General features: G+C 65.8%; 23 protein-coding genes and 1 tRNA gene. 12 read left to right on the forward strand and 12 right to left on the reverse strand.

Annotated features, from left to right (window positions below; translation table 11 throughout):
- Positions 1-138: 138 nt before the first annotated feature.
- From secA to ACSFA5_RS29205, 6 genes are read left to right on the forward strand one after another with little or no spacing between them, the layout of a single operon-like run.
- Entirely contained in the window at positions 139-2,925 is a 2,787-nt protein-coding gene (gene secA, locus ACSFA5_RS29180) for a preprotein translocase subunit SecA (RefSeq protein ID WP_435447531.1), read from the forward strand.
- Between the two features lie 28 nt (positions 2,926-2,953).
- Positions 2,954-4,183, forward strand: a complete 1,230-nt coding sequence (gene argJ, locus ACSFA5_RS29185; RefSeq protein WP_435447532.1) for a bifunctional glutamate N-acetyltransferase/amino-acid acetyltransferase ArgJ — start codon at positions 2,954-2,956, stop codon at positions 4,181-4,183.
- Positions 4,180-5,067: an ATP-binding protein gene (locus tag ACSFA5_RS29190; protein ID WP_435447533.1), complete on the forward strand. Its 888-nt coding sequence runs from the start codon at positions 4,180-4,182 to the stop codon at positions 5,065-5,067. Before argJ ends, ACSFA5_RS29190 begins: the two co-directional genes overlap by 4 nt.
- On the forward strand, positions 5,064-5,522 hold the full coding sequence (locus ACSFA5_RS29195) for an NUDIX domain-containing protein (protein WP_435447534.1): 459 nt from the start codon (positions 5,064-5,066) through the stop codon (positions 5,520-5,522). Before ACSFA5_RS29190 ends, ACSFA5_RS29195 begins: the two co-directional genes overlap by 4 nt.
- Before the next feature lie 7 nt (positions 5,523-5,529).
- Positions 5,530-7,512 (forward strand): acyltransferase family protein, encoded by a 1,983-nt coding sequence (locus ACSFA5_RS29200; protein WP_435447535.1) that lies wholly within the window; start codon positions 5,530-5,532, stop codon positions 7,510-7,512.
- Between the two features lie 17 nt (positions 7,513-7,529).
- On the forward strand, positions 7,530-9,503 hold the full coding sequence (locus ACSFA5_RS29205) for an acyltransferase family protein (RefSeq protein WP_435447536.1): 1,974 nt from the start codon (positions 7,530-7,532) through the stop codon (positions 9,501-9,503).
- A gap of 12 nt (positions 9,504-9,515) precedes the next feature.
- Here the strand turns inward: ACSFA5_RS29205 and ACSFA5_RS29210 are convergent, their stop codons facing one another.
- The 10 genes from ACSFA5_RS29210 to ACSFA5_RS29255 all read right to left on the reverse strand — a co-directional run bounded on the left by ACSFA5_RS29210 (position 9,516) and on the right by ACSFA5_RS29255 (position 18,947).
- Positions 9,516-9,725, reverse strand: a complete 210-nt coding sequence (locus ACSFA5_RS29210; RefSeq protein ID WP_435447537.1) for a DNA gyrase inhibitor YacG — start codon at positions 9,723-9,725, stop codon at positions 9,516-9,518.
- A gap of 31 nt (positions 9,726-9,756) precedes the next feature.
- On the reverse strand, positions 9,757-10,512 hold the full coding sequence (gene zapD / locus ACSFA5_RS29215; protein ID WP_435447538.1) for a cell division protein ZapD: 756 nt from the start codon (positions 10,510-10,512) through the stop codon (positions 9,757-9,759).
- 30 nt (positions 10,513-10,542) lie between these two features.
- Positions 10,543-11,577: an alginate O-acetyltransferase AlgX-related protein gene (locus ACSFA5_RS29220; RefSeq protein ID WP_435447539.1), complete on the reverse strand. Its 1,035-nt coding sequence runs from the start codon at positions 11,575-11,577 to the stop codon at positions 10,543-10,545.
- Position 11,578: 1 nt separating this feature from the next.
- A complete protein-coding gene (locus ACSFA5_RS29225; protein ID WP_435447540.1) occupies positions 11,579-13,072 on the reverse strand; it encodes an MBOAT family O-acyltransferase in 1,494 nt (497 codons plus the stop codon).
- Positions 13,073-13,141: 69 nt separating this feature from the next.
- A complete protein-coding gene (coaE, locus tag ACSFA5_RS29230; RefSeq protein WP_435447589.1) occupies positions 13,142-13,750 on the reverse strand; it encodes a dephospho-CoA kinase in 609 nt (202 codons plus the stop codon).
- A gap of 8 nt (positions 13,751-13,758) precedes the next feature.
- Positions 13,759-14,724, reverse strand: a complete 966-nt coding sequence (locus ACSFA5_RS29235) for a prepilin peptidase (protein WP_435447541.1) — start codon at positions 14,722-14,724, stop codon at positions 13,759-13,761.
- Positions 14,724-15,953, reverse strand: coding sequence for a type II secretion system F family protein (locus tag ACSFA5_RS29240; protein ID WP_435447542.1), 1,230 nt, complete (start codon positions 15,951-15,953; stop codon positions 14,724-14,726). Before ACSFA5_RS29240 ends, ACSFA5_RS29235 begins: the two co-directional genes overlap by 1 nt.
- A 27-nt stretch (positions 15,954-15,980) precedes the next feature.
- The gene (gene pilB, locus ACSFA5_RS29245; protein ID WP_435447543.1) at positions 15,981-17,714 is read right to left on the reverse strand and encodes a type IV-A pilus assembly ATPase PilB; all 1,734 of its coding nucleotides are present in this window, start codon (positions 17,712-17,714) and stop codon (positions 15,981-15,983) included.
- 113 nt (positions 17,715-17,827) lie between these two features.
- Positions 17,828-17,904 (reverse strand) — tRNA-Pro (locus ACSFA5_RS29250).
- A 50-nt stretch (positions 17,905-17,954) separates the two neighbouring features.
- The gene (locus ACSFA5_RS29255) at positions 17,955-18,947 is read right to left on the reverse strand and encodes a polyprenyl synthetase family protein (protein WP_435447544.1); all 993 of its coding nucleotides are present in this window, start codon (positions 18,945-18,947) and stop codon (positions 17,955-17,957) included.
- 191 nt (positions 18,948-19,138) lie between these two features.
- Between ACSFA5_RS29255 and rplU the strand changes: the two genes are divergently transcribed.
- The 4 genes from rplU (at position 19,139) to proB (ending at position 22,104) form a co-directional block, all read left to right on the forward strand.
- Complete coding sequence (gene rplU / locus ACSFA5_RS29260; RefSeq protein WP_042578903.1) at positions 19,139-19,450, forward strand: 50S ribosomal protein L21; 312 nt, start codon at positions 19,139-19,141, stop codon at positions 19,448-19,450.
- A gap of 12 nt (positions 19,451-19,462) precedes the next feature.
- Positions 19,463-19,723, forward strand: coding sequence for a 50S ribosomal protein L27 (gene rpmA, locus ACSFA5_RS29265; RefSeq protein WP_435437239.1), 261 nt, complete (start codon positions 19,463-19,465; stop codon positions 19,721-19,723).
- Positions 19,724-19,794: 71 nt separating this feature from the next.
- On the forward strand, positions 19,795-20,877 hold the full coding sequence (gene cgtA, locus ACSFA5_RS29270; protein ID WP_435447545.1) for an Obg family GTPase CgtA: 1,083 nt from the start codon (positions 19,795-19,797) through the stop codon (positions 20,875-20,877).
- A gap of 87 nt (positions 20,878-20,964) precedes the next feature.
- The gene (proB, locus tag ACSFA5_RS29275) at positions 20,965-22,104 is read left to right on the forward strand and encodes a glutamate 5-kinase (protein ID WP_435447546.1); all 1,140 of its coding nucleotides are present in this window, start codon (positions 20,965-20,967) and stop codon (positions 22,102-22,104) included.
- Positions 22,105-22,157: 53 nt separating this feature from the next.
- Here the strand turns inward: proB and ACSFA5_RS29280 are convergent, their stop codons facing one another.
- Complete coding sequence (locus ACSFA5_RS29280; RefSeq protein WP_435447547.1) at positions 22,158-22,727, reverse strand: CNP1-like family protein; 570 nt, start codon at positions 22,725-22,727, stop codon at positions 22,158-22,160.
- Positions 22,699-23,364: an RNA pyrophosphohydrolase gene (locus ACSFA5_RS29285; RefSeq protein ID WP_435447590.1), complete on the reverse strand. Its 666-nt coding sequence runs from the start codon at positions 23,362-23,364 to the stop codon at positions 22,699-22,701. The genes ACSFA5_RS29280 and ACSFA5_RS29285 overlap by 29 nt, the downstream gene beginning before the upstream one ends.
- A 147-nt stretch (positions 23,365-23,511) precedes the next feature.
- Here ACSFA5_RS29285 and ACSFA5_RS29290 point away from each other — a divergent pair, with 147 nt between their 5' ends.
- The gene (locus ACSFA5_RS29290) at positions 23,512-25,257 is read left to right on the forward strand and encodes a proline--tRNA ligase (protein WP_435447548.1); all 1,746 of its coding nucleotides are present in this window, start codon (positions 23,512-23,514) and stop codon (positions 25,255-25,257) included.
- The gene (locus ACSFA5_RS29295) at positions 25,254-25,940 is read left to right on the forward strand and encodes a lytic transglycosylase domain-containing protein (protein WP_435447549.1); all 687 of its coding nucleotides are present in this window, start codon (positions 25,254-25,256) and stop codon (positions 25,938-25,940) included. Before ACSFA5_RS29290 ends, ACSFA5_RS29295 begins: the two co-directional genes overlap by 4 nt.
- Positions 25,941-25,944 lie beyond the last annotated feature (4 nt).

Below are 25,944 nucleotides of genomic sequence, written 5' to 3' on the forward strand. Positions count from 1 at the left end.
AAAATGCCCGGTTTGCCGGCGTTCGCGCCGGAAAAAGGGCCGCTTGCTTTCACGGGAAGCGCGCCCAACTGCTTTCACCATATCTTAGGGAATCCGGTCGAAGTGCCTGTCGTCTCAGGTGCCCGTCCATCTCCACCCATGGCAACCAACTTCCTGACCCAGATTTTCGGCAGTCGCAACGATCGGCTCCTCAAGCAGTATCGCAAGACGGTGGAACGCATCAATGCGCTCGAACCCGAGTTCGAGAAGCTCACGGACGACGGGCTGCGCGCCAAGACGCAAGAGTTCAAGGACCGCGCCGCCAAGGGCGAAAGCCTCGACGCCCTGCTGCCCGAAGCCTTCGCCGTCGTGCGCGAGGGCTCCAAGCGCATCATGAAGATGCGGCACTTCGACGTGCAGCTGCTCGGCGGCATGGCGCTGCACAACGGCAAGATCTCCGAAATGCGCACCGGCGAAGGCAAGACGCTGACTGCAACGCTGCCGGTGTACCTGAACGCGCTGTCCGGCCAGGGCGTGCACGTGGTCACGGTGAACGACTACCTCGCCAACCGCGACGCGACCTGGATGGGCCGGCTCTACAACTTCCTGGGGCTGTCGGTGGGCATCAACCTGCCGCAGATGCCGCGCGAGGAAAAGCAGGCCGCCTACGCCAGCGACATCACGTACGGCACCAACAACGAGTACGGCTTCGACTACCTGCGCGACAACATGGTCTACGAGCCGAGCGACCGGGTCCAGCGCGTGCTGAACTACGCCATCGTCGACGAGGTGGACTCGATCCTGATCGACGAGGCCCGCACCCCGCTGATCATCAGCGGCCAGGCCGAAGACCACACCGACATGTACCTGGCCATCAACAAGGTGGTGCCGCTGCTGACCAAGCAGGAAGGCGAGGCCGACCCGCGCACCGGCGAAGGCGTCACGGTGCCCGGCGACTTCACGGTCGACGAGAAGACGCACCAGGTGTTCCTGACCGAAGACGGCCACGAGAACGCCGAGCGCATCCTGGGCGAGTTCAAGCTGCTGCCCGACGGCGCCTCGCTCTACGACCCGGCCAACATCACGTTGATGCATCACCTGAATGCAGCGCTGCGTGCCCGCCACCTGTACCACCGCGACCAGCACTACGTGGTGCAGGAGGGCGAAGTCACCATCGTCGACGAGTTCACCGGCCGCCTGATGACGGGCCGCCGCTGGAGCGACGGCCTGCACCAGGCCGTGGAAGCCAAGGAAGGCGTGGAGATCCAGGCCGAGAACCAGACCATGGCCTCGATCACCTTCCAGAACTACTTCCGCCTGTACGGCAAGCTGGCCGGCATGACCGGCACGGCCGACACCGAGGCCTACGAGTTCCAGGAAATCTATGGTCTGGAGACCATGATCATTCCGCCGAACCGCATCAGCAAGCGCGACGACCAGCTCGACCGCGTCTACAAGACGACGCGCGAGAAGTACGAGGCGGCGATCCAGGACATTCGCGAGTGCTACGAGCGCGGCCAGCCGGTGCTGGTGGGCACTTCGTCCATCGAGAACTCCGAAATCATCGACGCGCTGCTCATCAAGGCGGACCTGCCGCACCAGGTGCTCAACGCCAAGCAGCACGCCCGCGAAGCCGACATCGTGGCGCAGGCCGGCCGCACGAAGATGATCACCATCGCCACCAACATGGCCGGGCGCGGCACCGACATCGTGCTGGGCGGCAACATCGAGAAGATGATCGAGGCGATCGAGAACGACGAAGGCCGCGACGAGGCCGCCAGGCAAGCCGACCTCGCGCACATCCGCGCCGAGTGGGTCAAGGACCACGAGTTCGTGAAGTCGCTGGGCGGCCTGCGCATCATCGCGACCGAGCGCCACGAGTCGCGCCGCATCGACAACCAGCTGCGCGGTCGTTCGGGCCGCCAGGGCGACCCGGGCTCGTCGCGCTTCTACCTGAGCCTGGACGATCCGCTGATGCGCATCTTCGCGGGCGACCGCGTGAAGGCGATCATGGACCGCCTGAAGATGCCCGACGGCGAAGCCATCGAAGCGGGCATCGTCACGCGCAGCATCGAGAGCGCGCAGCGCAAGGTCGAGGCGCGCAACTTCGACATCCGCAAGCAGCTGCTCGAGTACGACGACGTGTCGAACGACCAGCGCAAGGTGATCTACCAGCAGCGCAACGACATCCTCGACGCGGGCGACCTCACCGCGCAGATCGCGGCGCTGCGCGAAGGCTGCTTCACCGACCTCGTGCGCCAGTACGTGCCGCGCGAATCGGTGGAAGAGCAGTGGGACCTCGCCGGCCTGGAGAAGAGCCTCGCCAACGAGTGGGGCCTGAACATGCCGCTCAAGCAGGAAGTGGAAGCCGCGGACGCCATCGCCGACGAAGACATCGTCGAGAAGGTGCTGGCGCACGCCAATGAGACCTTCGACGCCAAGCTGGCGCTGATCGGCCAGGAAAACTTCACCCAGTTCGAGCGCATGGTGCTGCTGCAGAGCATCGACACCCACTGGCGCGAACACCTGGCCTCGCTCGACTACCTGCGCCAGGGCATCCACCTGCGCGGCTATGCGCAGAAGCAGCCCAAGCAGGAATACAAGCGCGAAGCCTTCGAGCTCTTCGGCCAGCTGCTCGACTCGGTCAAGAACGAAGTCACGCGCCAGCTGATGACGGTGCGCGTGCAGTCGGGCGAGCAGCTCGAGGAAGCCGCCGAGGCGCTCGAAAGCCGCGCCGAGAACGTTGCCAACATCACCTACAGCGCGCCCACCGAGACCGGCGAGGTCGAGGTGCGTGTCGACGAGGACAGCCAGCGCCGCCTTGCGGCCGCCGGTGCGGGCGCCATCAGCGCCGAAGCCGCGGCCTTCGGGCGTGTCGGGCGCAACGATCCGTGCCCGTGCGGCAGCGGCAAGAAGTTCAAGCAGTGCCACGGCAAGCTCAGCTGACCCCTCGTAACTTTCGAAGAGAACCCCCATGCCTGTGAACCTGTCCGCCCCTGATCCCGCCGCCTTGTTCGCGGTGCCCGGCGTCCGCATCGGCGTGGCCGAAGCCGGCGTGCGCAAGGCCAACCGCAAGGACCTGACGGTCGTGCTGATCGACGAAGGCTCGGCGGTCGGCGGGGTGTTCACCCAGAACCGTTTCTGCGCCGCGCCGGTGCAGGTCTGCCGCGCCCACCTGGCCGCCGACTACGGCATTCGCGCGATGGTGATCAACACCGGCAATGCCAATGCCGGCACGGGCGAAGACGGCCTGATGCGCACGCGTTCCACCTGCATCGCGCTGGCGCGCCACCTGGACATCGCGCCCGAGCAGATCCTGCCGTTCTCCACCGGCGTGATCATGGAGCCGCTGCCGGTCGAGCGCATCGAGGCCGGCCTGCCGGCCGCGCTGGCCGATGCCGACGCGAACCACTGGGCGCGCGCGGCCGAAGGCATCATGACCACCGACACCATCCCCAAGGCGTTCAGCCAGCAGGTGCAGGTCGGCGGCGCCACCGTCACCATCACCGGCATCAGCAAGGGCGCCGGCATGATCCGCCCGAACATGGCGACCATGCTGGGCTTCATGGCCACCGACGCGAAGATCGACGCGTCTCTGGTCCAGCCGCTGGCCACGCTGCTGGCCGACGCCTCGTTCAACCGCGTGACCATCGACGGCGACACCTCGACCAACGACTCGTTCGTGGTCATCGCCACGCAGAAGGCGGCGCACGCCCCCATCACCTCGCTCGACTCGGCCGACGGCCGGGCGCTCGTGGCCGCCATGCAGAACGTGGCCCGCCAATTGGCGCAGGCCATCGTGCGCGACGGCGAAGGCGCGACCAAGTTCATCACCATCCAGGTCGAAGGCGGGCGTGATGCGGCGGAGTGCAGGCAGGTGGCGTACGCCGTGGCGCATTCGCCGCTGGTGAAGACGGCGTTCTTCGCCAGCGACCCGAACCTGGGCCGCATCCTGGCGGCGGTCGGCTATGCGGGCATCGCCGACCTCGACCAGACCGGCATCGACCTGTTCCTGGACGACGTGCACGTGGCCGTGAAGGGCGGGCGCAACCCGTCGTACCGCGAGGAAGACGGCCAGCGCGTGATGAAGCAGAGCGAGATCACGGTGCGCATCGGCCTGGGCCGCGGCAACGCCAGCGAAACCGTGTGGACCTGCGACCTGAGCCACGACTACGTGACCATCAATGCCGACTATCGGTCATGAGTGAACAGTTCCAGAGGCTGATCGAGCGCGCCGAGCAGCTCATTGCCCGCATCGAATCGGTCCTGCCGCAGCCGCTGTCGGCACCTGCCGACTGGAACGCGTCCATCGCCTGGCGCTACCGCCGCCGCAACTCCGGCCACGGCGTGCTGGAGCCGGTGCGCCACGTGGCCGCGATGTCGCTCGATTCGCTCAGGGAAATCGACGTCCAGAAGGAAAAGATCGAGCGCAACACCCGCCAGTTCGTCGAAGGCAAGCCGGCCAACAACGTGCTGCTGACAGGCGCGCGCGGCACGGGCAAGTCGTCGCTCATTCGCGCCTGCCTGCAGACCTACGCGCCGCAGGGCCTGCGCCTGATCGAGGTGGACAAGGCCGAACTGGTGGACCTGCCCGACATCGTCGAGGTGGTCTCGCAGCGGCCCGAGAAATTCATCGTGTTCAGCGACGACCTGAGCTTCGACGAGGGCGAGCCGGGCTACAAGGCGTTGAAGTCGATCCTGGACGGCTCGATTGCCGCCTCGACGCCCAACGTGCTGATCTACGCGACCAGCAACCGGCGCCACCTGCTGCCCGAGTACATGAAGGACAACCTCACGTACACCCACACCGACGACGGCGAAGTCCATCCCGGCGAGGTGATCGAGGAAAAGATCTCGCTGTCGGAGCGCTTCGGCCTCTGGGTGAGCTTCTATCCGTTCAGCCAGAACGAGTACCTGACGATCGTGGCCCAGTGGCTGTCGTCGTTCGACGTCACGCCGGCCGCCATCGAGGCCGCGCGGGCCGAGGCGCTGGTGTGGGCGCTGGAGCGCGGGTCGCGCAGCGGCCGCGTGGCCTACCAGTTCGCACGCGACTACGCCGGACGAGACGCCGGCCGGAGCGCCGCGTGAGCCAGGCCGATGCATCCGCTCGCAAGCACACCGAAGTCGCTGTCGGCGTGCTGATCCGCCTGAGCGACGACGCGCTGCTGCTCTCGACCCGGCCCGAAGGCAAGGCCTACGCGGGCTTCTGGGAGTTTCCCGGCGGCAAGATCGAGGCGGGCGAAACGGTCGAGCAGGCACTGCGGCGCGAGTTGCACGAAGAGCTGGGCATCACCATCGCGGGCGCCGAGGCCTGGAAGGTCACCGAGCACGACTATCCGCATGCGCTGGTGCGCCTGCACTGGTGCAAGGTGACGGCGTGGAGCGGCGAGTTCGAGATGCGCGAAGGCCAGCAGATGGCGTGGCAGCAGTTGCCGCTGGACGTGAGCCCCGTGTTGCCGGGCGCATTTCCGGTGCTGCAATGGCTGTGCGAGGAGCGCGGCCTGCCGTTCGTGGCGCCGCCGGTCGTCGAGCCAGCCCGCTGACCGACTGATGCATCCCAAGTACCGTCCGGATATCGACGGCCTGCGCGCGCTCGCTGTGGGCTCCGTGGTGCTGTACCACGCCTTTCCCGCGGCGTTGATGGGCGGCTTCATCGGGGTCGACATCTTCTTCGTGATCTCGGGCTTCCTGATCACGACCATCCTGCTGCAGAGCCTGGCGGCGGGCGATTTCAGCTACCGCGACTTCTACGCGCGGCGCGTCCGGCGGATTTTTCCGGCGCTCATTGTGGTGTTGTCGGCCACGTTGCTCATCGGCTGGTACATGCTGTTGTCCGACGAGTTCGCGGAGCTCGGCAAACAGACCGTGGGCGGTTCGGCTTTTGTCGCCAACCTGGTGTTCTGGAGCGAGTCGGGCTACTTCGACACGGCCGCCGAGACCAAGCCGCTGCTGCACCTGTGGTCGCTGGGCATCGAGGAGCAGTTCTACATCTTCTGGCCGCTGCTGCTGGGCCTGGCCTGGCGCAAGCGCTGGCCGATCGTGCGCGTGGTGCTGGCCGTGGCGGCGGTGTCGCTGGTGATCAACGTGACCACGGTGCATCCGCTGCCGGCGGCGTCGTTCTACTCGCCGGCGTCGCGCTTCTGGGAGCTGATGGTGGGCGGCATTCTGGCCTGCATGCGACTGAAGCCGCCGGCGCCGAACGCGTGGCGCAGCCATGTGCAGTCGGTGCTGGGCGTGGGGCTGATCGTGCTCGGGCTGGTGATGATCCGCAGCAACAAGGCCTTCCCCGGCTGGTGGGCGCTGCTGCCCACGCTGGGCGCGGTGAGCTGCATTGCCGCGGGGCCGAATGGCGTGCTGAACAAGTACCTGCTGTCGAACCGGGTGATGGTGTGGATCGGGCTCATCAGCTATCCGCTGTACCTGTGGCATTGGCCGCTGCTGGCGTTCGTGCGCATCCTGGAGGACGACCCGCTGAATCTGAACCCGTCGTTTGCGCATCGTGCCTGCGCGTTGGTGGCCAGCGTGCTGCTCGCGTGGGGCACGTACCGCTTTGTCGAGCGCCATGCGAGGAACCGTCCCGGTCCGGGCACGCTCAAGGCGCTGGGCGTCGGAATGGCATTCCTGATCGCGCTCGGAGCAGCGACCTTCTTCGGCGTGCTGGAGCCTCGCCACAACGGCGCCAGGCTGCAGGTCGTGGCAAACGCCACGTTCGACGCCGACTACTACGGAGGCTTCAAGCGCGAGATGATCGGCGACCAGCTGGCCTACAAGGTCGGCGACGGGCCCAAGCGCGTGCTGTTCCTGGGCGACAGCCACATGCAACAGTACGCGCCGCGCGCGCTGGAGCTGGCCCGCACGTCGAGGCTGGACAAGGACAAGTCGGCCTGGTTCGTGACCCGGGGCGCCTGTCCGCCGGTGCCGGGCGTGCAGGCGGACAAGAACGTCGGATGCGCCGAGCAGCGCGATGCCATGTTGGCCTACGCGATGCTTCCGGAGGTCGACTCGGTCGTGATCGGTGGCTGCTGGAACTGCTACTTCGTTGAGAAGGGGGCGCTCGAATACTACTTCCGCGGCGCCGACAAGAAGGTCTATCCGTTCCAGAACGGCGACGGCATCGAGCGTTCCCTGGCCTCGCTGGAGTTCATGCTGCGCGAACTGGCGCGGCACAAGAAGGTCTACCTGCTGCTCGACAACCCCGGCGGCCCGGAGTTCGAGCCCAAGCACCTGATCGAAGGTGGCCGCCTGACGCACATGGACGCGACGACCTCGACCCCGACGACCCTGCTGCCGCCGGGCCAGAAGCAACTCAACGAGCGGCTGCGCGCCATCGCAAAGGCGAGCGGGGCGGAGCCGATCGACACGGTGGCGATGCTGTGCAAGGACGACCAGTGCCTGCGCACGTTGCCCGATGGTGCGCCCGCCTACAAGGACGCCAACCACTTGCGTCCGCGCTATGCGCGGGAAGAGGCAAGCTACTTCGACCGGACCTTGCAGACCGTGCCAGGCAACGCTGCGCAACAGCCGTCGCGCTGAACGAGGCCGGGCGAACGATGCACCCCAAGTACCGCCCGGACATAGACGGCCTGCGCGCCATCGCGGTGGGCTCGGTGCTGGCGTACCACGCCTTTCCGAGCCTGCTGCCGGGCGGCTTCATCGGGGTGGACATCTTCTTCGTGATCTCGGGCTTCCTGATCACGACCATCCTGCTGCAGAGCCTGGCGGCGGGCGACTTCAGCTACCGCGACTTCTATGCGCGGCGCATCCGGCGGATCTTTCCCGCACTCGTGCTGGTGCTGCTCGCCACGCTGGCCTTCGGCTGGTACGTGCTGCTGCCGGGCGAGTTCTCGCAGCTGGGCAAGCAGACCACCGGCGGGGCGGCCTTCTTCGCCAACCTGGTCTTCCTGGGCGAGGCCGGCTACTTCGACGCCACGGCGGAGACCAAGCCGCTGCTGCACCTGTGGTCGCTGGGCATCGAGGAGCAGTTCTACATCTTCTGGCCGCTGCTGCTGGGCCTGGCCTGGCGCAAGCGCTGGCCGATCCTGCGGGTGACGCTGGCGGTGGCCGCGGTCTCGTTCCTGGTCAACGTGCTCACGGTTCAGCCGCACCGCGCGGCGGCGTTCTACTCGCCGCTGTCGCGCGCATGGGAGCTGATGGCCGGCGGGCTGTTGGCGGCGATGCGCCTGCAGGCCGTGAACGCGCCGGCGGGCGCGGCGGATTCGCGTGCCTGGACGAAGCATGCGCAGTCCGTCGTCGGCGTGGGCCTGATCGTGCTGGGGCTCTTCATGACGCGCAGCACCAAGGCGTTTCCGGGTTGGTGGGCGCTGCTGCCGGTGCTGGGCGCGGTGAGCTGCATTGCCGCCGGGCCGGGCGGCGTGCTCAACCGCTACCTGCTGTCGAACCGGGTGATGGTATGGATCGGCCTCATCAGCTACCCGCTGTACCTGTGGCACTGGCCGCTGCTGGCGTACGCGCGCATCGTCGCGGGCGGCGAGCCTTCGCTGCAGGTGCGCATCGCGATGGTGGTGGCGTCTGTCGTGCTGGCCTGGGCCACCTACCGCTTCCTGGAGCGCCTCGTGAAGCTGCACCTGTCGCAGGGCATGCTGCGCGGCCTGGCGGGCGGCGGCGCGGCGCTGGCGCTGGCTGGCGTGCTGGTGTTCCTGGGCACGCCGCTGCCGCGCAACGACAACCCGGCGCTGCAGGCGGTGGCCGACGCCACGCGCGAAGACAACTACTACGACGGCTTCGAGGCGTCTGCGCTGGGCGGCCAGTTCGTCTACCGCGCCGGCGACGGCAGGCACAACGTGCTGCTGATCGGCGACAGCCACGTCGAGCAGTACGCGCCGCGCGCGCTCGAGCTGGTGCGCACGCAGCCGGACCACGCCCGCACGGTCTACTTCGCGACCAAGGGCTCCTGCCCGCCGGTGCCGGGCCTGTTCAGTGGCGCCGACACCAGCTGCGACGAGCGGCGCGCGGCGGTGCTCGACCTGGCGCTCAAGCCGGAGATCGATTCTGTGGTGATCGGGGCCTGCTGGAGCTGCTACTTCACCGGTGCCGGGCCCACGGTGAACTACTTCGTGGACGACAGGAAGGCGGTGCATCCCTTCCTCGGCGGGGACGGTATCGACCTGTCGCTGAAGTCGTTGGGCGAGGTGCTCAAGCGCCTGTCGGCGCACAAGAAGGTCTATCTGGTGCTCGGCAACCCGGTGGGCATGGATTTCGATCCGCTCAGGCAGATCCAGGGCAGCCGGCTGGGGGGCATGACGGCCGCCAGCGGGCAGCTGAAAGCACCGATGCCGCAAGACCAGGCGCAGCTCAATGCGCGGCTCCAGCAGGTGGCCGAAGCCAACGGGGCGCAGGTCATCGCGCCCTTTGCCAGCCTGTGCGCGAACGGCCAGTGCGTCCGCAGCATGCCGGACGATGGTTCGCCGGCCTACAAGGACATCGGGCATCTGCGGCCGCGGTATGCGCGCAGCTTCGCGACGTACATCGACCCGGCGTTGCTGGACGAAGACACGGGCAAGTAGCCCGCGCCGTTGCTACTGGATCTTCGGATCGCCGAAGGGGTCGTCGTCGGGCGGCGCCTCGGCCGGCATGCGGAACTCTTCGCTGGCCCAGGCGCCCAGATCGACACCCTTGCAGCGCGCGCTGCAGAACGGGCGGTAGGCGTTGCTCGGCGCATAGATGCTGTCGCCACCGCACGAGGGGCAACGCACGATGCGCTCGCCGTTCGCGTTCAGCTTGCTCATTGGCGTACCTTCGCGCTTCGCACAACGGCGTTCATGCGCAGAGGGTCAGCTCGAAGGGCGCGTCGTCCGAGCTTTGGTGCAGGCGGTCGTCCTTGTCGTGGCGCATGAGGCGCACCGACACCATGAGACGGTTGCCGCTGATTTCGGGAACCAGCCCCAGCCGGGGGTCGATGCGCAGTCGCAGCAGCTGGAAGCTGCGGCCCTGGGGCAGGTTCTGCTGGAACTGGCCGTGGGTGGCGATCACCTTGTAGGGCACGTCGGCATCGCGCAGCAGCTTGAGCAGCAGGTAGATCGACGAGGCCAGCGGCGACAGCGTGTTCGACCAGCGTTCGAGGTCGGCGCGACGGCTCGGCGCGGGGCGGTGCTGCCAGGCGTAGTAGGCCGGCAGGTCGAATTCGCAGGTGCCGCCCGGAATGCCGGCGCGGCTGCGGATGCTCATGAGCCACTCGTTTTCCGTCAGCGCCTGGCCGGCCTTGCCCGACACGCTGTTGAGCGTGGTGAAGTTGCGCTCGAGCTGGCCGACGACCTGGTCGAGCACGGTTTCGGCGATGGCCGGATTGCCGCGGTAGCTGTTGAAGACGTTCTTGTGCTTGTCCAGGTCGCGCAGCACGTCGGCCTTGAGGTCGGCGCGCGCGGCGACGTCCATGATCTCGAAGATCGTGATCAGGGCGAAGTGGTGGGACAGCGGCGATTCGGAGGGCACCAGCTCGCCGAGCCGGCGAAACAGGTGCTCCAGCCGCAAGTAGGTGCGGATGCGCTCGTTGAAGGGGTACTCGTAGAGGATCACGCGTATCGTTTTTTCACGTCAGGTTCGAGCTCATTGCGGTTTGCCGGTCGGCGCGGGGAACACCTGGCGCACAGCCTCCAGCATACGCTGACCGAAAAGAATGTAACCCCGGGTCGACACATGTGTCTCGTTGGCGGGGAAAAGGTCCATGACCTTGAAGCGGTTCTGCTCGGAAAGCTCGAACAGGTCCGGGCCGATATTTTGCGGGTTGAACGCGGCCTTGAAGGCATCGGCATGGTTTTGTTGCAAATACACGGTGCTCTTGTTCGGAACCACCATCCACACGACCTTGAAGGGCGCGGCGTTGCTTTCGAAACGCTTCATGAACCGTGCGGACTCGGCCGTCAGCGCTGGCTTCAGGCGGTCTTCGGCGGTCGTCAGCAGCCTGTCGCACGCGCGATGGCTGAACTGTTTGCAGCCGTCGGGCACCCTGCGCGCGTCGATCAGCTGGCCCCAGCGCTCGGGCTTGTTCGACCAGCTGTCGGAGGCCATGATCGCCCTGGTGTTGAGGTAGGTCATCCAGCCGCTGAGCAGTTCGGCATCCCAGTTGAGCTGGAAGCCGGGAGCGGGCCTGGCCGGGTTCTCGAGTGGCGGCGGCGAAGGCTTGAAGGCGTGCTTCATCGTCGTGCACTTCTCGGACTTTTCGATGCGCTCCTGCAGCAGGCGCTCGATGCTCTCGACGATCACGACCTTGCCCTTGAAACCGGACTTCTGCAGCCAGTCCGAGAAATCGTCGCACACCGTGCTGTCGAGGTTGTCCCAGTGCGTGGTGGTGACCTTGTAGCCCGCGCCCACGAGCGAGGCCTGCCAGGCATAGCGCACCGAGAAGCTGTCGCCGATCACCAGGATGTCGGCTTCGTTGAGCGGCCAGGTCTTGACGTCCGCGTCGGGGATGGGCGGGGGCGGCGCATGCCAGCCGAACTCGCGCTCGGAGATGCGCCCGATGCGGGTCAGGTCGCCATAGGGAATGGGGGTGAACAGGCTGACAACCAGCAACGCGCAGCACACCAGGAAACCCGCGGCGAAGATGCGAAGCCAGGTCTTGGCCGATGTCGTGTCTTCCATGTCAGAACTGGAAATAGAGGAACGGGCTGTAGTTGCCGAACTTCGACACGCACAGGCCAAAAAGATAGACGCATCCCAGCCCGGTGACCCAGGTGGCCACGCGCTGCAGACGGGGCCGTCCGGCCAGGCCCGCGACGTTGGGGATCCAGCGGTCGAGCGTGATGGTGGGCGGCAGCGCCAGGCAGATCACCAAGCCCACGAGAATGGTCTGGAAGAACTCGGGCTTGCGGAACGGCACGCGGAATTCGCTGAAGGCCGATACCGGCGCGCCATGCATGCCGAGCATGCCCTTGTAGATCTCGACGGCGGCCGGCAGGCTGTCTGCGCGGAACACCACCCAGGCGATCATCACGCACAGGAAGGTGATGAACCAGCCGGCCACGCGGCCGTACCACGTGGTCTTGGTGCTGCCGCCGCGCACCTTGGCGTTCCAGAAGTGGTTGACCATCAGGAACGCGCCGTGCAACGCACCCCAGATCACGAAGGTCCAGGCGGCACCGTGCCACAGGCCGCCCAGCAGCATCGTCAGGAAGAGGTTGATGTAGCGGCGCGCCGGCCCCTTGCGGTTGCCGCCGAGCGGTACATAGAGGTAGTCGCGCAGGAAGGTCGACAGCGAGATGTGCCACCGGCGCCAGAACTCGATCATGTTGGTCGACTTGTAGGGCGAGCGGAAGTTGAGCGGCAACTGCACGCCCACGCACAGCGACAGGCCGACCGCCATGTCCGAGTAGCCCGAGAAGTCGAAATAGATCTGCAGCGTATAGGCCAGCACGCCGAACCACGCGGTGTACAGAGAAGGCAGCACGCCCTCGTGCACGCCCTTGAACATCATGTCGGCGTACTGCCCCAGCGGGTCGGCGATCAGCATCTTCTTGGCCAGGCCGAAGACGAAGATGCCCAGCCCGAGCGCCATGCTGTTGGCGTTGAAGCGGTAGGTGGCCGGGCTGTTGAACTGCGGCATCATCTGCGCGTGGTGCAGCACCGGGCCCGCGATCAGGTGCGGGAAGTAGGTCACGAACAGCGCGTAGTGGACGAAGCTGCGTTCCTGCACCTTGCCCTGCCAGCAGTCGACCAGGAAGGCGATCTGGGTGAAGGTGTAGAACGAGATGCCGATCGGCAGCACGATGTGCACCAGGTCGATCTGCGAGAAGCCCGCGGCGGCCAGGCCGGCATCGATGTTTTCGAGGAAGAAGTTGGCGTACTTGAAGACCGCCAGCACCCCGAGGTTGATCGCGAGCGCAATGATCAGCAGCGCCTTGCGGTGCTTGTCTTCCCGGCCCGGCGAGGGCGTGAGCCGCAGCCCGAACCAGTAGTTGATGCAGATCGACCCCAGCAGCAGGGGCAGCGCCTTGACGCTCCACCAGCCGTAGAAGAAGAGCGAGGCCAGTGCCAGGAAACCCGCCGCCGCTCGGGGACTGCGCGCACCGATCAGGAAGAAGCCGATCAGGACCAGCGGGAAGAAAACGAAGATGAAGGGATACGAATTGAAAAGCATCGTGAGGGGCGCTGAGGTGTGCGCCGTTTGACGTGATCGTCGTGTCGCCGCTGCGGCGTCAATGCCAAATTATCGCGTGCCCGCCGGAACCCACCGTTCCCAGAGACCCCACACCTGCGCACCGAGGTCCTCCAGGGTCAGGAGCTCGTTGTAGATGACCGCGTCCGCAGCCGCCCGGCGCACCTTGCGCGGGGCCTGTTGGGCGATGACGGCCCGGACGGCTTCAGGCGTCCAGCCCGAGCGTGCGATTACGCGCTGGAGCTGCGTTCGCTCGGTGGCGTCGATCACCAGCACCCGGTCGACGAGGGCGCGCCAGCGGCCGGATTCGACCAGCAGGGGAACGTCGAACACCACCACCGCATCGTCGCCGGCCGCCGCGGCCTGGCGCTGGGTTTCGGTGCCGATCAGGGGATGGAGGATGGCTTCGAGGCGAAGCTTGGCGCCGGCATCGGCGAACACGATCTGGCGCATGGCGGCCCTGTCGAGGCCACGGTCCGGGCCGATGACGCCGGGGCCGAAGGCGGCCTCGAGGGCCGGCATCGCGATGCCGCCCGGTTGCGCGATGGCGCGCGCAATGGCGTCGGTGTCCACCAGCACCGCCCCTTGCTGCACCAGCAAGCCGGCCACGGTGCTCTTGCCGCTGCCGATGCCGCCTGTCAGGCCGATGCGCCGCACCATGCCCGGCGTCAATGGAGCAACGCGCCCAGGGGGAAGGCGAACGGAATCCATTGCCTCACGACCTCCGGACCCGCCACGAGACAGATGAGGCCCGCGCCGGCCAGGAAGGGGCCGAAGGCGATCGGGATGTCCTTGTGCGCCAGCTTGCCGGCCACGCGCAGCGTCACGCCGATCACGGCGCCCACCAGCGAAGAGACGAGGATGATCGCAATGAGGTAGTCGGCGCCGAGCCAGGCGCCCAGCGCGGCAAGCAGTTTGAAGTCTCCATAGCCCATGCCTTCCTTGCCCGTGACCAGGCGAAAGGCATGGTACACAAGCCACAGGCTCAGGTAGCCGAACACGGCGCCCCACACGGCGGAACTCAGCGCCACCCCGGTCCAGCCCGCAGCCGCGCCGATCAGGCCGAGCCACAGCAGCGGGTAGTTGAGCGAATCGGGCAGGAACTGGGTGTCGAAATCGATCAGGAACTGGCAGACCAGCAAGGCGCCGAACGCGGCCCAGAGCGCGCCCGCGGGCGTGACACCGAAGCGCCAGGCGCACAGGGCGAACAGGGCGCCCGTGACCAGCTCGACCAACGGGTAGCGAGGACTGATCGCGGTCTTGCAGGCGCCGCAGCGGCCGCGCAGCACCAGGTAGCTCAGCACGGGGATGTTCTCGTACCAGCGGATCCTGTGGCCGCAGGCGCCGCAGCGCGAGGCGGGGCGCGCCAGGTCGAAGGGAAGCTGGGCTTCGATGACCGCCGCAGCCCTGTCGGCCGCTGCTTCCAGCCCGGCGGGGGGCGCGACCTTCGAACCGAAGGCCAGCGACCACAGCGAGGGGGCGTCCTTCGACGGCATGAGGTTCGCGACGGCGTCGGCGAGCCAGTCGCGGTACATCATCACCGGCGTGCGGTAGATGACGACGTTGAGGAAACTGCCGATCAATAGCCCCAGCACACCGGCGAACGCGGTGTCGAATTCCCTCGACACGAGCATCAGACGACCTGGCCGAGCTTGAAGATGGGCAGGTACATCGACACCACGATGCCGCCGATGATGGTGCCCAGGAACACGATGATGATGGGCTCCATCAGGCTCGACAGGCCCGCGACCATGTCGTCCACCTCGGACTCGTAGAAGTCGGCCGCCTTGCCCAGCATGTGGTCGATGGAACCCGACTCTTCGCCGATGGCGGTCATCTGGATGACCATCGAGGGGAAGAGGTTGGCATTGGTCATGGCCGTGGTGAGGCTGGTGCCGGTCGACACTTCTTGCTGGATCTTCGCCGTGGCGTCGCCGTACACGCTGTTGCCCGAGGCCCCGCCCACCGAGTCGAGGGCTTCGACCAAGGGGACGCCCGCGGCGAACATGGTTGCCAGCGTTCGCGTCCAGCGGGCCACGCATGATTTCTCGATCAAGGTGCCGAAGATGGGAATGCGCAGCAGGACGCGGTCCATGACTTTCTGGAAGCGCTCGTTGCGTTTCCACGCCTGCAGGAAGAAGTAGATGCCGCCTCCGATGCCGCCGAAGATCAGCCACCAGTAAGTGACGAAGAATTCGCTGATGGCCATCACGAACAGCGTGGGTGCAGGCAGATCGGCACCGAAGGAAGTGAACACCTGCTTGAACGCCGGAATCACGAAGATCATGATGATGGCCACCACCACGAAGGCCACGACGACCACCGAGGTCGGGTACATCAGCGCCGACTTGATCTTGGACTTGATCGCCTCGGTCTTTTCCATGTACGTGGCAAGGCGGTCCAGCAGGTCTTCCAGAATACCGGCGGCTTCACCCGCTTCCACCAGGTTGCAATAAAGGTTGTCGAAGTACTTCGGAAACTTCCGGAAGGCCGCCGACAGCGAAGTGCCGGTTTCCACATCGGTGCGAATGTCGTTGAGCAGCTTGGCCACGCTGGCGTTCGCGTTGCCGCGTCCGACGATGTCGAAGGACTGCATCAACGGCACGCCGGCCTTCATCATCGTTGCCAGCTGGCGCGTGAAGATCGCGATGTCCTTGGGTTTGATGGACTTGCCCGAGCGCATCCGGCGCTTCTTGATCTTCGACGCGAGCACGCCCTGGCGGCGCAGTGCTGCCTGCACCTGGTTCTCGCCGGCGGCCCGAAGTTCGCCGCGCACCAGCTTGCCATTGCGGTCCTTGCCCTCCCACTCGAAGACAAACTCCTTGTGCGTGGGCTTGGAGCGGGGGGATGCCACTGTTGCCATTCGATCTCCGGTTTCTCGGTGTATTCGTTACAGGTTGGTGCAGGCGACCACTTCTTCCAGCGAAGTGAGACCTTGCATGACTTTGCGCAGGCCCGACTGGCGCAGCGAGCGCACGCCCTCGGCCTCGGACTGCTGGGCAATGTCGAGCGCGCTGCCGTCGCGCAGGATGATTTCCTGGATCGCCTCCGTGATCGGCATCACCTGGTAGATGCCCACGCGCCCCTTGTAGCCGCCGCTGCATGCGGAGCAGCCGACAGGGCGATAGGGCTTCCACGTTCCGTCCAGTTGTGCTTCCTCGAATCCGGCCTCGAGCAGCGCCTCGCGCGGCACTTCGGTGGGTACGCGGCACACGGTGCACAGCCGCCTGGCCAGGCGCTGCGCGGTGATCAGGATCACGCTGGACGCAATGTTGAACGGCGCGATGCCCATGTTGCGCATCCGCGTGAGCGTGGTCGGCGCGTCGTTGGTGTGCAGCGTGGACAGCACCAGGTGGCCCGTTTGCGCGGCCTTGATCGAGATGTCCGCGGTTTCCAGGTCGCGGATTTCGCCGACCATGATGATGTCCGGATCCTGGCGCAGGAAGGCGCGCAGCGCGGCGGCGAAGGTCAGGCCCGCCTTTTCATTGACGTTGACCTGGTTGACGCCGGGCAGGTTGATTTCGGACGGGTCTTCCGCGGTCGCGATGTTCACGCCCGGCTGATTCAGCAGGTTCAGGCAGGTGTACAGGGAGACTGTCTTGCCCGAGCCCGTGGGGCCCGTCACCAGCACCATGCCGTAGGGACGACCGATGGCGTGAAGGAGCCGTGCCTTTTCGTCCGCGTCGTAGCCCAGCGCATCGATGCCCAGGCGGGCGCTGCTGGGGTCAAGAATCCGAATGACGATCTTTTCGCCGAACAGCGTGGGCAAGGTGCTCACGCGGAAGTCGATGACGCGGTCCGGGCCGATCTTGAGCTTCATGCGGCCGTCCTGCGGCACGCGTTTCTCGGAAATGTCCAGCCGCGAGATGACCTTGATACGCGACGCGAGCTTGTCCTTGATGACGGTGGGCGGGCTGGCGATTTCGCGCAGCTCGCCGTCGATCCGGAATCGCACGCGGTATTGATGCTCGTAGGGTTCGAAATGGATGTCCGAGGCCCGCATGCCGATCGCGTCGAGCAGCATCTTGTGAAGAAAGCGCACGACCGGCGCGTCTTCGACCTCCGCAATGGCCTGGTCGGAGGCTTCGCTCGAAGTTTCGGAAGTGACTTCGTCGAACTCGAACTCGCTGCCGACGATGTTGTTGATGGTCTCCGCCGCGCTCACCGCAGCGGCTTCGATCATGCGAGACAGCTTGTCGTATTCGGCAATGACCCAGTCCACGCCCATCTGGGATGCGAACTTGATCTTCTCCGCCGCCTGCTGGTCCGACGGATCGGCCGTGGCAACAATCAGGCGGTTGTTGCGCTTGCTGAGGACGACGATGCGGTAGGCATGGCACAGCTTGGCGTCGAGCAGGTCCTTGGGCAGGCGCTGCGGATCGATCGCATCGAGGTCCAGGAGCGGGGCGCCGAAGGCTGTCGAAAGCGTGTGAGCCAGGTCGGCCGCCGAGACGGCGCCGGAGCCGGTCAGTTCGGCGATGAAGCTGGTGCGCCCGCTCAGCGACTTCTGATAGATGTCCTCTGCGGACTTGGCGGGGAGCTTGCCGGCCGAAACCAGGGCACGTGCGAGCCCCGGGAGCGCGATCTGCGTGGGTTCTTTGACGGGAAGTTCGGCAGCGGCCATTCAGCGAATGCAAAAGATGTGAAAAAGTGCTTCACGATCATCGCTGAACAGTCCTGCGCTGTAAATCGCTGCACAGCAACAGGCACGGCCATTTACTTATGCCAGCCAAAGGCTGGTCGGGGTGAGAGGATTCGAACCTCCGGCCTCTACGTCCCGAACGTAGCGCTCTACCAGGCTAAGCTACACCCCGATGGTTGCAAGAAAAAACTAATCGCCCTAGATGTCAACTCAGAGAGGTGTTCAGGTACGTCGCTCAAGCAACTGAGCCGCCAATTGTAGCAAACCTGAGGCGTAAGAATTGGACGGGAAGTCTTTCAATGCGTGAATCGCGCGTTGTGCTTCGGCGGCAGCCGCCGCGCGCGAGGCGTCCAGCGCCCCTGTTTCGCGAACGATCTCGACGATCTTGCCCAGCTGGGCGGTATCTCCGGCCTCGATGGCTGCGCGCACGAGTGCGCTCTGCGCCGAGGTGCCGCGCTGCATCGCGAAGATGAGCGGCAGCGTGGTCTTGCCTTCGCGCAGGTCGTCTCCCACATTCTTTCCTGTTTCCTGGGCATCGCCCGCGTAGTCGAGCACATCGTCGATCACCTGGAAGGCAGTGCCGAGTGCCTGGCCGTAAGTGGCGCAAGCCTCCTCGACTTCCGTGGTCGCGCCTGCCAGCACGGCGGCGAGCCGGGTGCTGGCTTCGAAGAGCTTGGCTGTCTTCGAGCGGATCACGCGCAGGTAGGCGACTTCGTCCAGCGATGCGTCGTGCATGTTCATCAGCTGGAGCACCTCGCCTTCGGCGATCACGTTGGTTGCCTCGGCCAGGATCTGCATCACGCGCATGTTGTTCGCGTCCAGCATCATCTGGAACGCACGCGAATAGAGAAAGTCGCCGACCAGTACGCTGGCCGGGTTGCCGAACGACTCGTTGGCGGTCGCCCGTCCGCGCCGCAGGGTCGATTCGTCGACCACGTCGTCATGCAGAAGGGTGGCCGTGTGGATGAATTCCACGACGGCTGCCAGATTGAAGCGCTGCTCGCCGGTGTAGCCCAGTGCGCCCGACATCAGGAGCAAAAGCGCAGGCCGCAGGCGCTTGCCGCCCGCGGAGATGATGTACCTGGAGACTTGGCTGACCAGCGGCACGCCCGTATCGAGGCGGTGGGCAATCACACGGTCGACTTCGACCATGTCGCCGGCAATCAGGTCCAGCACGGTGGCGGTGGGGGAGGTGTCGGCGGCGGGAACTGGCAAAGCGTGGGCGCAGGGCGCTGCTGGAGAGGGTGGCGGCCGCTGTATGAAGGGGGCCGGAAGGCTCAAATTATAGGGAGCCGCCGCAGGCTCCCTGTGTGGCCAGGGGCCGGACTGGTTGGCAGGCGCGGAGCGCGCTATAATCTTGGGCTCTGCGGAATTCGCCGTGGAGACTCAATTTCTAAGAGGTTTACATGTACGCGGTCATAAAAACCGGCGGCAAGCAATATCGCGTTGCTTCCGGCGAAAAAATTAAAGTAGAACAGATTGCTGCGGACGTAGGCCAGGAAATCGTGATCGACCAGGTTCTGGCCGTCGGAAACGGCGCTGAAATCAAGGTTGGCACGCCCCTGGTGTCCGGCGCAACGGTGACAGTCACGGTACTGTCGCACGGCAAGCACGACAAGGTCGGCATCTTCAAGATGCGCCGTCGCAAGCACTATCAGAAACGTCAAGGCCATCGCCAGCAGTTCACCGAACTGCAAATCGGCGCGATCGCCGGCTAAGGAGCACATTCCATGGCACAGAAAAAAGGCGGCGGCTCAACGCGAAACGGGCGCGATTCCAAGCCCAAGATGCTCGGCGTGAAGACGTTCGGCGGCGAACTGATCAGCGCAGGCTCGATCATCGTGCGCCAGCGCGGCACCAAGTTCCATCCCGGCGTGAACGTCGGCCTGGGCAAGGACCACACGCTGTTCGCCCTGGTCGACGGCCATGTGTCGTTCGGCTTCAAGGGTGCACTGAACAAGCACACGGTCAACGTGACCCCCGCGGCGTAAGCCTCGCAGTCACTTCGATCACCCGAGGCCCCGCATTGCCGGGGCTTCTTCATTTGTAAACTGGACATCCCATGAAGTTCGTCGACGAAGCCTTCATCGACATCGCTGCAGGCGATGGCGGCAACGGCTGCGTGTCGTTCCGTCATGAGAAGTACAAGGAATTCGGCGGCCCCAACGGCGGCGACGGCGGCCGCGGTGGCCACGTCTTCGCGGTGGCCGACTCGAACCTCAACACGCTGGTCGATTTCCGCTATTCGCGCCGGCACGAAGCCAAGCGCGGCGAGCACGGCATGGGCTCCGACATGTTCGGCGCCGCAGGCGACGACATCATCCTCAAGATGCCGGTCGGCACGATCATCTCCGACGTCGAAACGGGCGAGGTGCTGTTCGAACTGCTGGAAGAGGGCGAAGTCATCACCATCGCCAAGGGCGGTGATGGCGGCTTCGGCAACATGCGCTTCAAGAGCGCGATCAACCGCGCACCACGTCAGAAGACGCCGGGATGGCCCGGCGAGAAGCGCAGCGTCAAGCTCGAACTGAAGGTGTTGGCCGACGTGGGCCTGCTCGGCATGCCGAACGCCGGCAAGTCGACGCTGATCAGCGCCATCTCCAATGCCCGCCCGCGCATCGCGGACTACCCCTTCACCACGCTGCACCCGAACCTTGGCGTGGTGCGCGTCGGTCCGGAACAGAGCTTCGTCGTGGCCGACCTTCCCGGCCTGATCGAAGGTGCGGCCGAAGGCGCCGGCCTCGGCCATCTCTTCCTGCGCCACCTGCAGCGCACGCGCCTTTTGTTGCACGTGATCGACATGGCACCGTTCGACGACGCCGTCGACCCCGTGGCCCAGGCCAAGGCCATCGTCGGCGAACTCAAGAAGTACGACGCCGCGCTCTACGAAAAGCCGCGCTGGCTCGTGCTCAACAAGCTCGACATGGTGCCGCTCGAAGAGCGCCCGGCGCGCATCAAGGACGTCGTGAAGCGCCTGCGCTTCAAGGGGCCCGTGTTCGAAATCTCTGCGCTCACGCGGGAGGGTTGCGAGCACTTGGTGCAAGCGGTTTATCAGCAGGTCAAGGCGCAGCATTTGGCCGAGCAGGTGCCCGTCGTCGTCGATCCGCGCTTCACGCAGCTGCCGCCGGAGAGCGAAAGCGCGTGAGCGCCCACGCAGCATTGCCCGCTGGTGCTGCCTGACGAAAGACAGACAGCGGCACACCTTGCAGCATTCACGACCGCATCGCCAGAAATGACCACGAACTCCGGATCCACTGCCTTGCGGGATGCCCGCCGAATCGTCGTGAAAGTGGGCTCCAGCCTGGTGACCAACGAGGGGCGCGGCCTGGACGAAGCGGCCATCGGCGAGTGGTGCCGACAACTGGCGGCGCTGGTGCGCGAAGGGCGCGAGGTCGTGATGGTGTCGAGCGGCGCGATTGCCGAGGGCATGAAGCGTCTCGGCTGGCGCACGCGGCCCCATGAAATCAACGAACTGCAGGCGGCTGCAGCCGTCGGGCAGATGGGCCTGGCCCAGATGTACGAGACCAAGCTGCGCGAGAACGAAATCGGCAGCGCCCAGGTGCTGCTGACCCATGCAGACCTGGCCGATCGCGAGCGCTACCTCAACGCGCGCTCCACGCTGGTCACCTTGCTGAAGCTGGGCGTCGTGCCCGTCATCAACGAGAACGACACGGTCGTCAACGACGAGATCAAGTTCGGCGACAACGACACGCTCGGCGCGCTCGTGGCCAATCTGGTCGAGGCCGACGCGCTGGTGATCCTCACGGACCAGAAGGGCCTGTACACCGCAGATCCGCGCAAGGACCCGGACGCGAAGTTCGTGCACGAGGCGGCCGCGGGCGATCCGACGCTCGAGGCGATGGCCGGTGGCGCGGGCTCCAGCATCGGCCGCGGCGGCATGATCACCAAGATCCTCGCGGCCAAGCGCGCCGCCGGCTCGGGCGCTTCCACCGTCATCGCCTGGGGCCGCGAGCCCGATGCGCTGCTGCGCCTGTCGCGTGGCGAGTCCATCGGCACGCTGCTGGTGGCGCAAACCGCCAAGCACCAGGCCCGCAAGCGTTGGATGGCCGATCATCTCCAGTTGCGTGGTGCGGTCGTCGTCGATGCGGGGGCTGCCGCCAAGGTGCGCGCCGAGGGCAAGAGCCTGCTGCCGATCGGCATGACCAGCGTGTCGGGCGAGTTTTCGCGCGGCGACGTGATCGCGGTGCGCGATGTCGATGGCGTCGAGCTGGCCCGTGGCCTGGCGAACTATTCGAGCGTGGAAGCGCGCCTTCTGTGCCGCAAGCCATCGACCGAATTCGAGCGTTTGCTGGGTTATGTCGCTGAACCTGAAATGGTTCACCGCGACAACATGGTGTTGATGCCGAGCTGAAGACAAAAACGGGGCGCGAAGCCCCGTTTTTCATTGCCGCGGCGCAGCGCGCTCTACTGCACTTCCCGGATCGGGTTGCGGATGTTCTGGACCATTTCCCCCACCGAGGGGCGCGGCGCATTGCCGCGGCACAGTGCCTGGGTCGACAGCGCCCGGGTGTAGCTGGAGTTCATGGCGTTGATCTGCTTCCACTCCGGCGTCTGGGTCTCTTGCCAGATGCCGTTGTTGAAGCGCGCATAGCTCTTCATTTCGGCGGTCGAACAGCGCACACCCTCGTAGAAGGCATTGACCGCGTTTCCGCTGCTGTTGTGGGCCACCACCACGTAGCGCACGATGCCGTCGCCCGTGATGACGATCGTGCTTGGGGCCACGCCGAACTTCAGGCTCATGTACGGCGGCATCTGGATGTGCAGCAGGCGGTTTTCGCTGAAAGCCGGCGGCGGCGGCACGGCTGTTTCCTGCCACTCTTTCTCGGTACCGTAGCGCTTGGGCGGCAGCGGCATGCCCGACTGGGCCCAGTCGGGGTTGTCGGTGTCGTATTGACCCGATGCGCATCCGGCAAGGATGCCGAAGCAAGCCAGGAGAAGCGCGCGTTCAGCGTTGCGTCGGAAAGAAGGGCGCATTGTGGTGGAAGGGAGGTTCATCGCTCGCGGAAGGAATGTCGGGATGCGGATCGAAACTGCCGCCGGGCGGCAGGTCCAGTCCGGGCGGCGCTCCAGCGTCCAGCGAATGACGCTCGAACTCTCGAGCGCGCACGTTGCTGCGCAGGAAGCGGTTGCGGAAATCCTGCCGTGGCAGGTAGCGAGCAAGCTCGGTGAGCGCCATCTCGTAGACGCCGCGCTTGAACTCGACGACCACTTCGAGCGGCACCCAGTAGTCGTGCCAGCGCCAGGCGTCGAATTCGGGATGATCGGTGGCACGCAGGTTCAGATCCCAGTCGTGACCGACAAGTTGCAGCAAATACCAGATTTGCTTCTGGCCTTTGTAGTGGCCCCGTGCGTCACGGCGGATGAACCGATCCGGCACCTCGTAGCGCAACCAGTCACGGGTACGGGCAACGATGCGCACATGCTCCGGGTGGAGCCCCACCTCCTCGTGCAGTTCCCGGAACATGGCTTGCTCGGGACTTTCGCCGCGGTCTATGCCGCCTTGCGGAAACTGCCAGGAATGCGTGCGTATGCGCTTGCCCCAGAAAACCTGGTTTCTCTGGTTGAGCAGGATGATGCCGACGTTGGGCCTGAAGCCGTCCCGGTCGAGCATAATCAAACCCCAATTTTTGAACTGAGTCGATTATGCATGCCGGGGTGTCCCCGGCAAGCTGCCGATGCCAGGCTCTCAGGGTCTCTCCGGGGGAGCAGTCCCCCACTTCCCACCTTCGAACCCAGCGAATCCATCACGCCGATCCCGATGAAAGCTTCCCGATTTTTTGTCTCCACCCTCAAGGAAGCGCCCGCTGACGCCGAGGTCGCGAGCCACCGGCTCATGACGCGCGCCGGCATGATCAAGAAGCTCGGCACGGGCATCTACACGTACATGCCCATGGGCCTGCGCGTGATCCGCAAGGTCGAGGCGATCGTGCGCGAGGAAATGAACCGCGCCGGCGCCGTCGAGATGGCAATGCCCGTCGTGCAGCCGGCCGAGTTCTGGCAGGAGACCGGGCGCTTCGAGAGGATGGGCCCCGAGCTGCTGCGCATCAAGGACCGGCATGACCGCGACTTCGTGATCCAGCCCACCAGCGAAGAGGTGGTGACCGACATCGCGCGCCAGGAAATCCGCAGCTACAAGCAGCTGCCGAAGAATTTCTACCAGATCCAGACCAAGTTCCGCGACGAGCGCCGTCCGCGCTTCGGCCTGATGCGTGGGCGTGAGTTCATCATGAAGGACGCGTACAGCTTCGACCGCGACCTCGACGGCGCCAAGGCCAGCTACCAGATCATGGCGCAGGCCTATCGCAACATCTTCGACCGCTTCGGCCTGCGCTACCGCGCCGTGGCCGCCGACAGCGGCGCCATCGGTGGCGACCTAAGCGAAGAGTTCCAGGTGATCGCCGCGACCGGCGAGGATGCCATCGTCTATTGCCCCGACAGCGACTACGCGGCCAACATGGAAAAGGCCGAGGCGCTGGCCCCGGCCGGCCCGCGCCCCGCCGCCGCCAGGGCGCTCGAGAAGACCCCCACGCCGGCCAAGAGCACCTGCGAGGACGTCGCCGTGCTGCTCGGCGTGCCGCTGTCCACCACCGTGAAATCGCTCGTGCTGGCCAGCGACATCGTCGATGCCGCCGGCAACATCAAGGGCGCGCAGGTCTGGTTGCTGCTGCTGCGCGGCGACCACGAGATGAACGAGATCAAGGTCGGCAAGCTGCCGGGCCTGGACAAGGGCTTCCGCTTCGCCACCCTGGCCGAGATCGACGAGCACTTCGGTTGCAAGCCCGGCTACCTGGGCCCGCTGAACCTGAAGAAGCCGGTCAAGCTCGTGGCCGACCGTGACGTGGCCGTCATGGCCGACTGGATCACAGGCGCCAACGAGGTCGACTTCCACATGACCGGTGTCAACTGGGGCCGCGACCTGCCCGAGCCGGAACTTGTGGCCGACCTGCGCAACGTGATCTCCGGCGATGCCTCTCCCGACGGCAAGGGCGTGCTGGCCATCGAGCGCGGCATCGAAGTGGGCCATGTGTTCGTGCTCGGCACCAAGTACAGCAAGGACATGAACGCCACGTATCTGGACGAAGGCGGCAAGCCGCAGTTCCTCGAGATGGGCTGCTACGGCATCGGCATCACGCGACTGCCGGCCGCGGCCATCGAGCAGAACCACGACGAGCGCGGCATCATCTGGCCCGACGCCATCGCGCCGTTCACCGTGGTGGTCTGCCCGATCGGCATGGACCGCAGCGCCGAGGTCAAGACCGCCGCCGAGGCGCTCTACGAAGACCTGCTCGCCAAGGGTGTCGACGTGCTGCTCGACGACCGCGGCGAGCGCCCCGGCGCGATGTTCGCCGACTGGGAGCTCATCGGTGTGCCGCACCGCGTGGTCATCTCCGACCGCGGCCTGAAAGAGGGCCAGCTCGAATACCAGCACCGCCGCGACACGGCCGCCACCAAAGTGCCGTCGGCCGGCATCGCCGACTTCATCACCGGCAAGCTCGCTGCATGAGCCTCGAGGGCGGCCTCTCGCGGCGCCAGTGCCTGGGCGGCGCCGTGACGGCGAGCGCCCTGACGGTGCTGTCGCTGCCGCGGACCGCCCTGGCCGGCGCGCAGATCGAGGAGCCGCTGATCGACTCGGTGCGCACCGCGCTGAGTTCGGCGATCCACAACAAGGCGCCCCCGGTGCCCCAGTTCGCCAGCACCGAGGTCCGCCTGGCGTACCTGCGCTGGCTCGGCGAAATGAGCGAACGGCTCAAGAAGAAGGTGGCCGATGCGCCGTCGCGCATCGAGTTCCTGCAGACCGCGTGGTACGAGGCCAAGCGCTCAGGGCTCGAGGTGAGCCTGGTGCTCGGGCTGGTGCAGGTAGAGAGCAACTTCCGCAAGTTCGCGGTGTCCAGCGCCGGTGCGCGGGGCTACATGCAGGTCATGCCGTTCTGGACGCGCGTGATCGGCGACAGCGATTCGGCCAAGCTCTTTCACATGCAGACCAACCTGCGTTTCGGCTGCGTCATCCTGCGCCACTATCTCGACCGCGAGAATGGCGACCTCTACATGACGCTGGGCCGCTACAACGGCAGCCGCGGCAAGTCTCCTTACCCGAACGCGGTGTTCGCGAACCAGCGGCTCTGGGCGTTCAACGACAAGGAACGCGAGCGCGAGAAAGACAAGGACAAGGACCGCTCGGCCGCTTGATGCC

Origin of the sequence: Variovorax monticola, assembly GCF_051216855.1 — a bacterium.
Classification (GTDB): Bacteria; Pseudomonadota; Gammaproteobacteria; order Burkholderiales; family Burkholderiaceae_C; genus Variovorax.

Excerpts from the sequence above, each read along its gene's own strand:
- secA (WP_435447531.1), top strand. The coding sequence starts at position 139 with ATGGCAACCAACTTCCTGACCCAGATTTTCGGCAGTCGCAACGATCGG.
- argJ (WP_435447532.1), top strand. The coding sequence starts at position 2,954 with ATGCCTGTGAACCTGTCCGCCCCTGATCCCGCCGCCTTGTTCGCGGTG.
- ACSFA5_RS29190 (WP_435447533.1), top strand. The coding sequence starts at position 4,180 with ATGAGTGAACAGTTCCAGAGGCTGATCGAGCGCGCCGAGCAGCTCATT.
- ACSFA5_RS29200 (WP_435447535.1), top strand. The coding sequence starts at position 5,530 with ATGCATCCCAAGTACCGTCCGGATATCGACGGCCTGCGCGCGCTCGCT.
- ACSFA5_RS29205 (WP_435447536.1), top strand. The coding sequence starts at position 7,530 with ATGCACCCCAAGTACCGCCCGGACATAGACGGCCTGCGCGCCATCGCG.
- ACSFA5_RS29210 (WP_435447537.1), bottom strand. The coding sequence starts at position 9,725 with ATGAGCAAGCTGAACGCGAACGGCGAGCGCATCGTGCGTTGCCCCTCG.
- ACSFA5_RS29220 (WP_435447539.1), bottom strand. The coding sequence starts at position 11,577 with ATGGAAGACACGACATCGGCCAAGACCTGGCTTCGCATCTTCGCCGCG.
- ACSFA5_RS29225 (WP_435447540.1), bottom strand. The coding sequence starts at position 13,072 with ATGCTTTTCAATTCGTATCCCTTCATCTTCGTTTTCTTCCCGCTGGTC.
- coaE (WP_435447589.1), bottom strand. The coding sequence starts at position 13,750 with ATGGTGCGGCGCATCGGCCTGACAGGCGGCATCGGCAGCGGCAAGAGC.
- ACSFA5_RS29235 (WP_435447541.1), bottom strand. The coding sequence starts at position 14,724 with ATGCTCGTGTCGAGGGAATTCGACACCGCGTTCGCCGGTGTGCTGGGG.
- ACSFA5_RS29240 (WP_435447542.1), bottom strand. The coding sequence starts at position 15,953 with ATGGCAACAGTGGCATCCCCCCGCTCCAAGCCCACGCACAAGGAGTTT.
- pilB (WP_435447543.1), bottom strand. The coding sequence starts at position 17,714 with ATGGCCGCTGCCGAACTTCCCGTCAAAGAACCCACGCAGATCGCGCTC.
- rplU (WP_042578903.1), top strand. The coding sequence starts at position 19,139 with ATGTACGCGGTCATAAAAACCGGCGGCAAGCAATATCGCGTTGCTTCC.
- rpmA (WP_435437239.1), top strand. The coding sequence starts at position 19,463 with ATGGCACAGAAAAAAGGCGGCGGCTCAACGCGAAACGGGCGCGATTCC.
- cgtA (WP_435447545.1), top strand. The coding sequence starts at position 19,795 with ATGAAGTTCGTCGACGAAGCCTTCATCGACATCGCTGCAGGCGATGGC.
- proB (WP_435447546.1), top strand. The coding sequence starts at position 20,965 with ATGACCACGAACTCCGGATCCACTGCCTTGCGGGATGCCCGCCGAATC.
- ACSFA5_RS29280 (WP_435447547.1), bottom strand. The coding sequence starts at position 22,727 with ATGCGCCCTTCTTTCCGACGCAACGCTGAACGCGCGCTTCTCCTGGCT.
- ACSFA5_RS29285 (WP_435447590.1), bottom strand. The coding sequence starts at position 23,364 with ATGCTCGACCGGGACGGCTTCAGGCCCAACGTCGGCATCATCCTGCTC.
- ACSFA5_RS29290 (WP_435447548.1), top strand. The coding sequence starts at position 23,512 with ATGAAAGCTTCCCGATTTTTTGTCTCCACCCTCAAGGAAGCGCCCGCT.
- ACSFA5_RS29295 (WP_435447549.1), top strand. The coding sequence starts at position 25,254 with ATGAGCCTCGAGGGCGGCCTCTCGCGGCGCCAGTGCCTGGGCGGCGCC.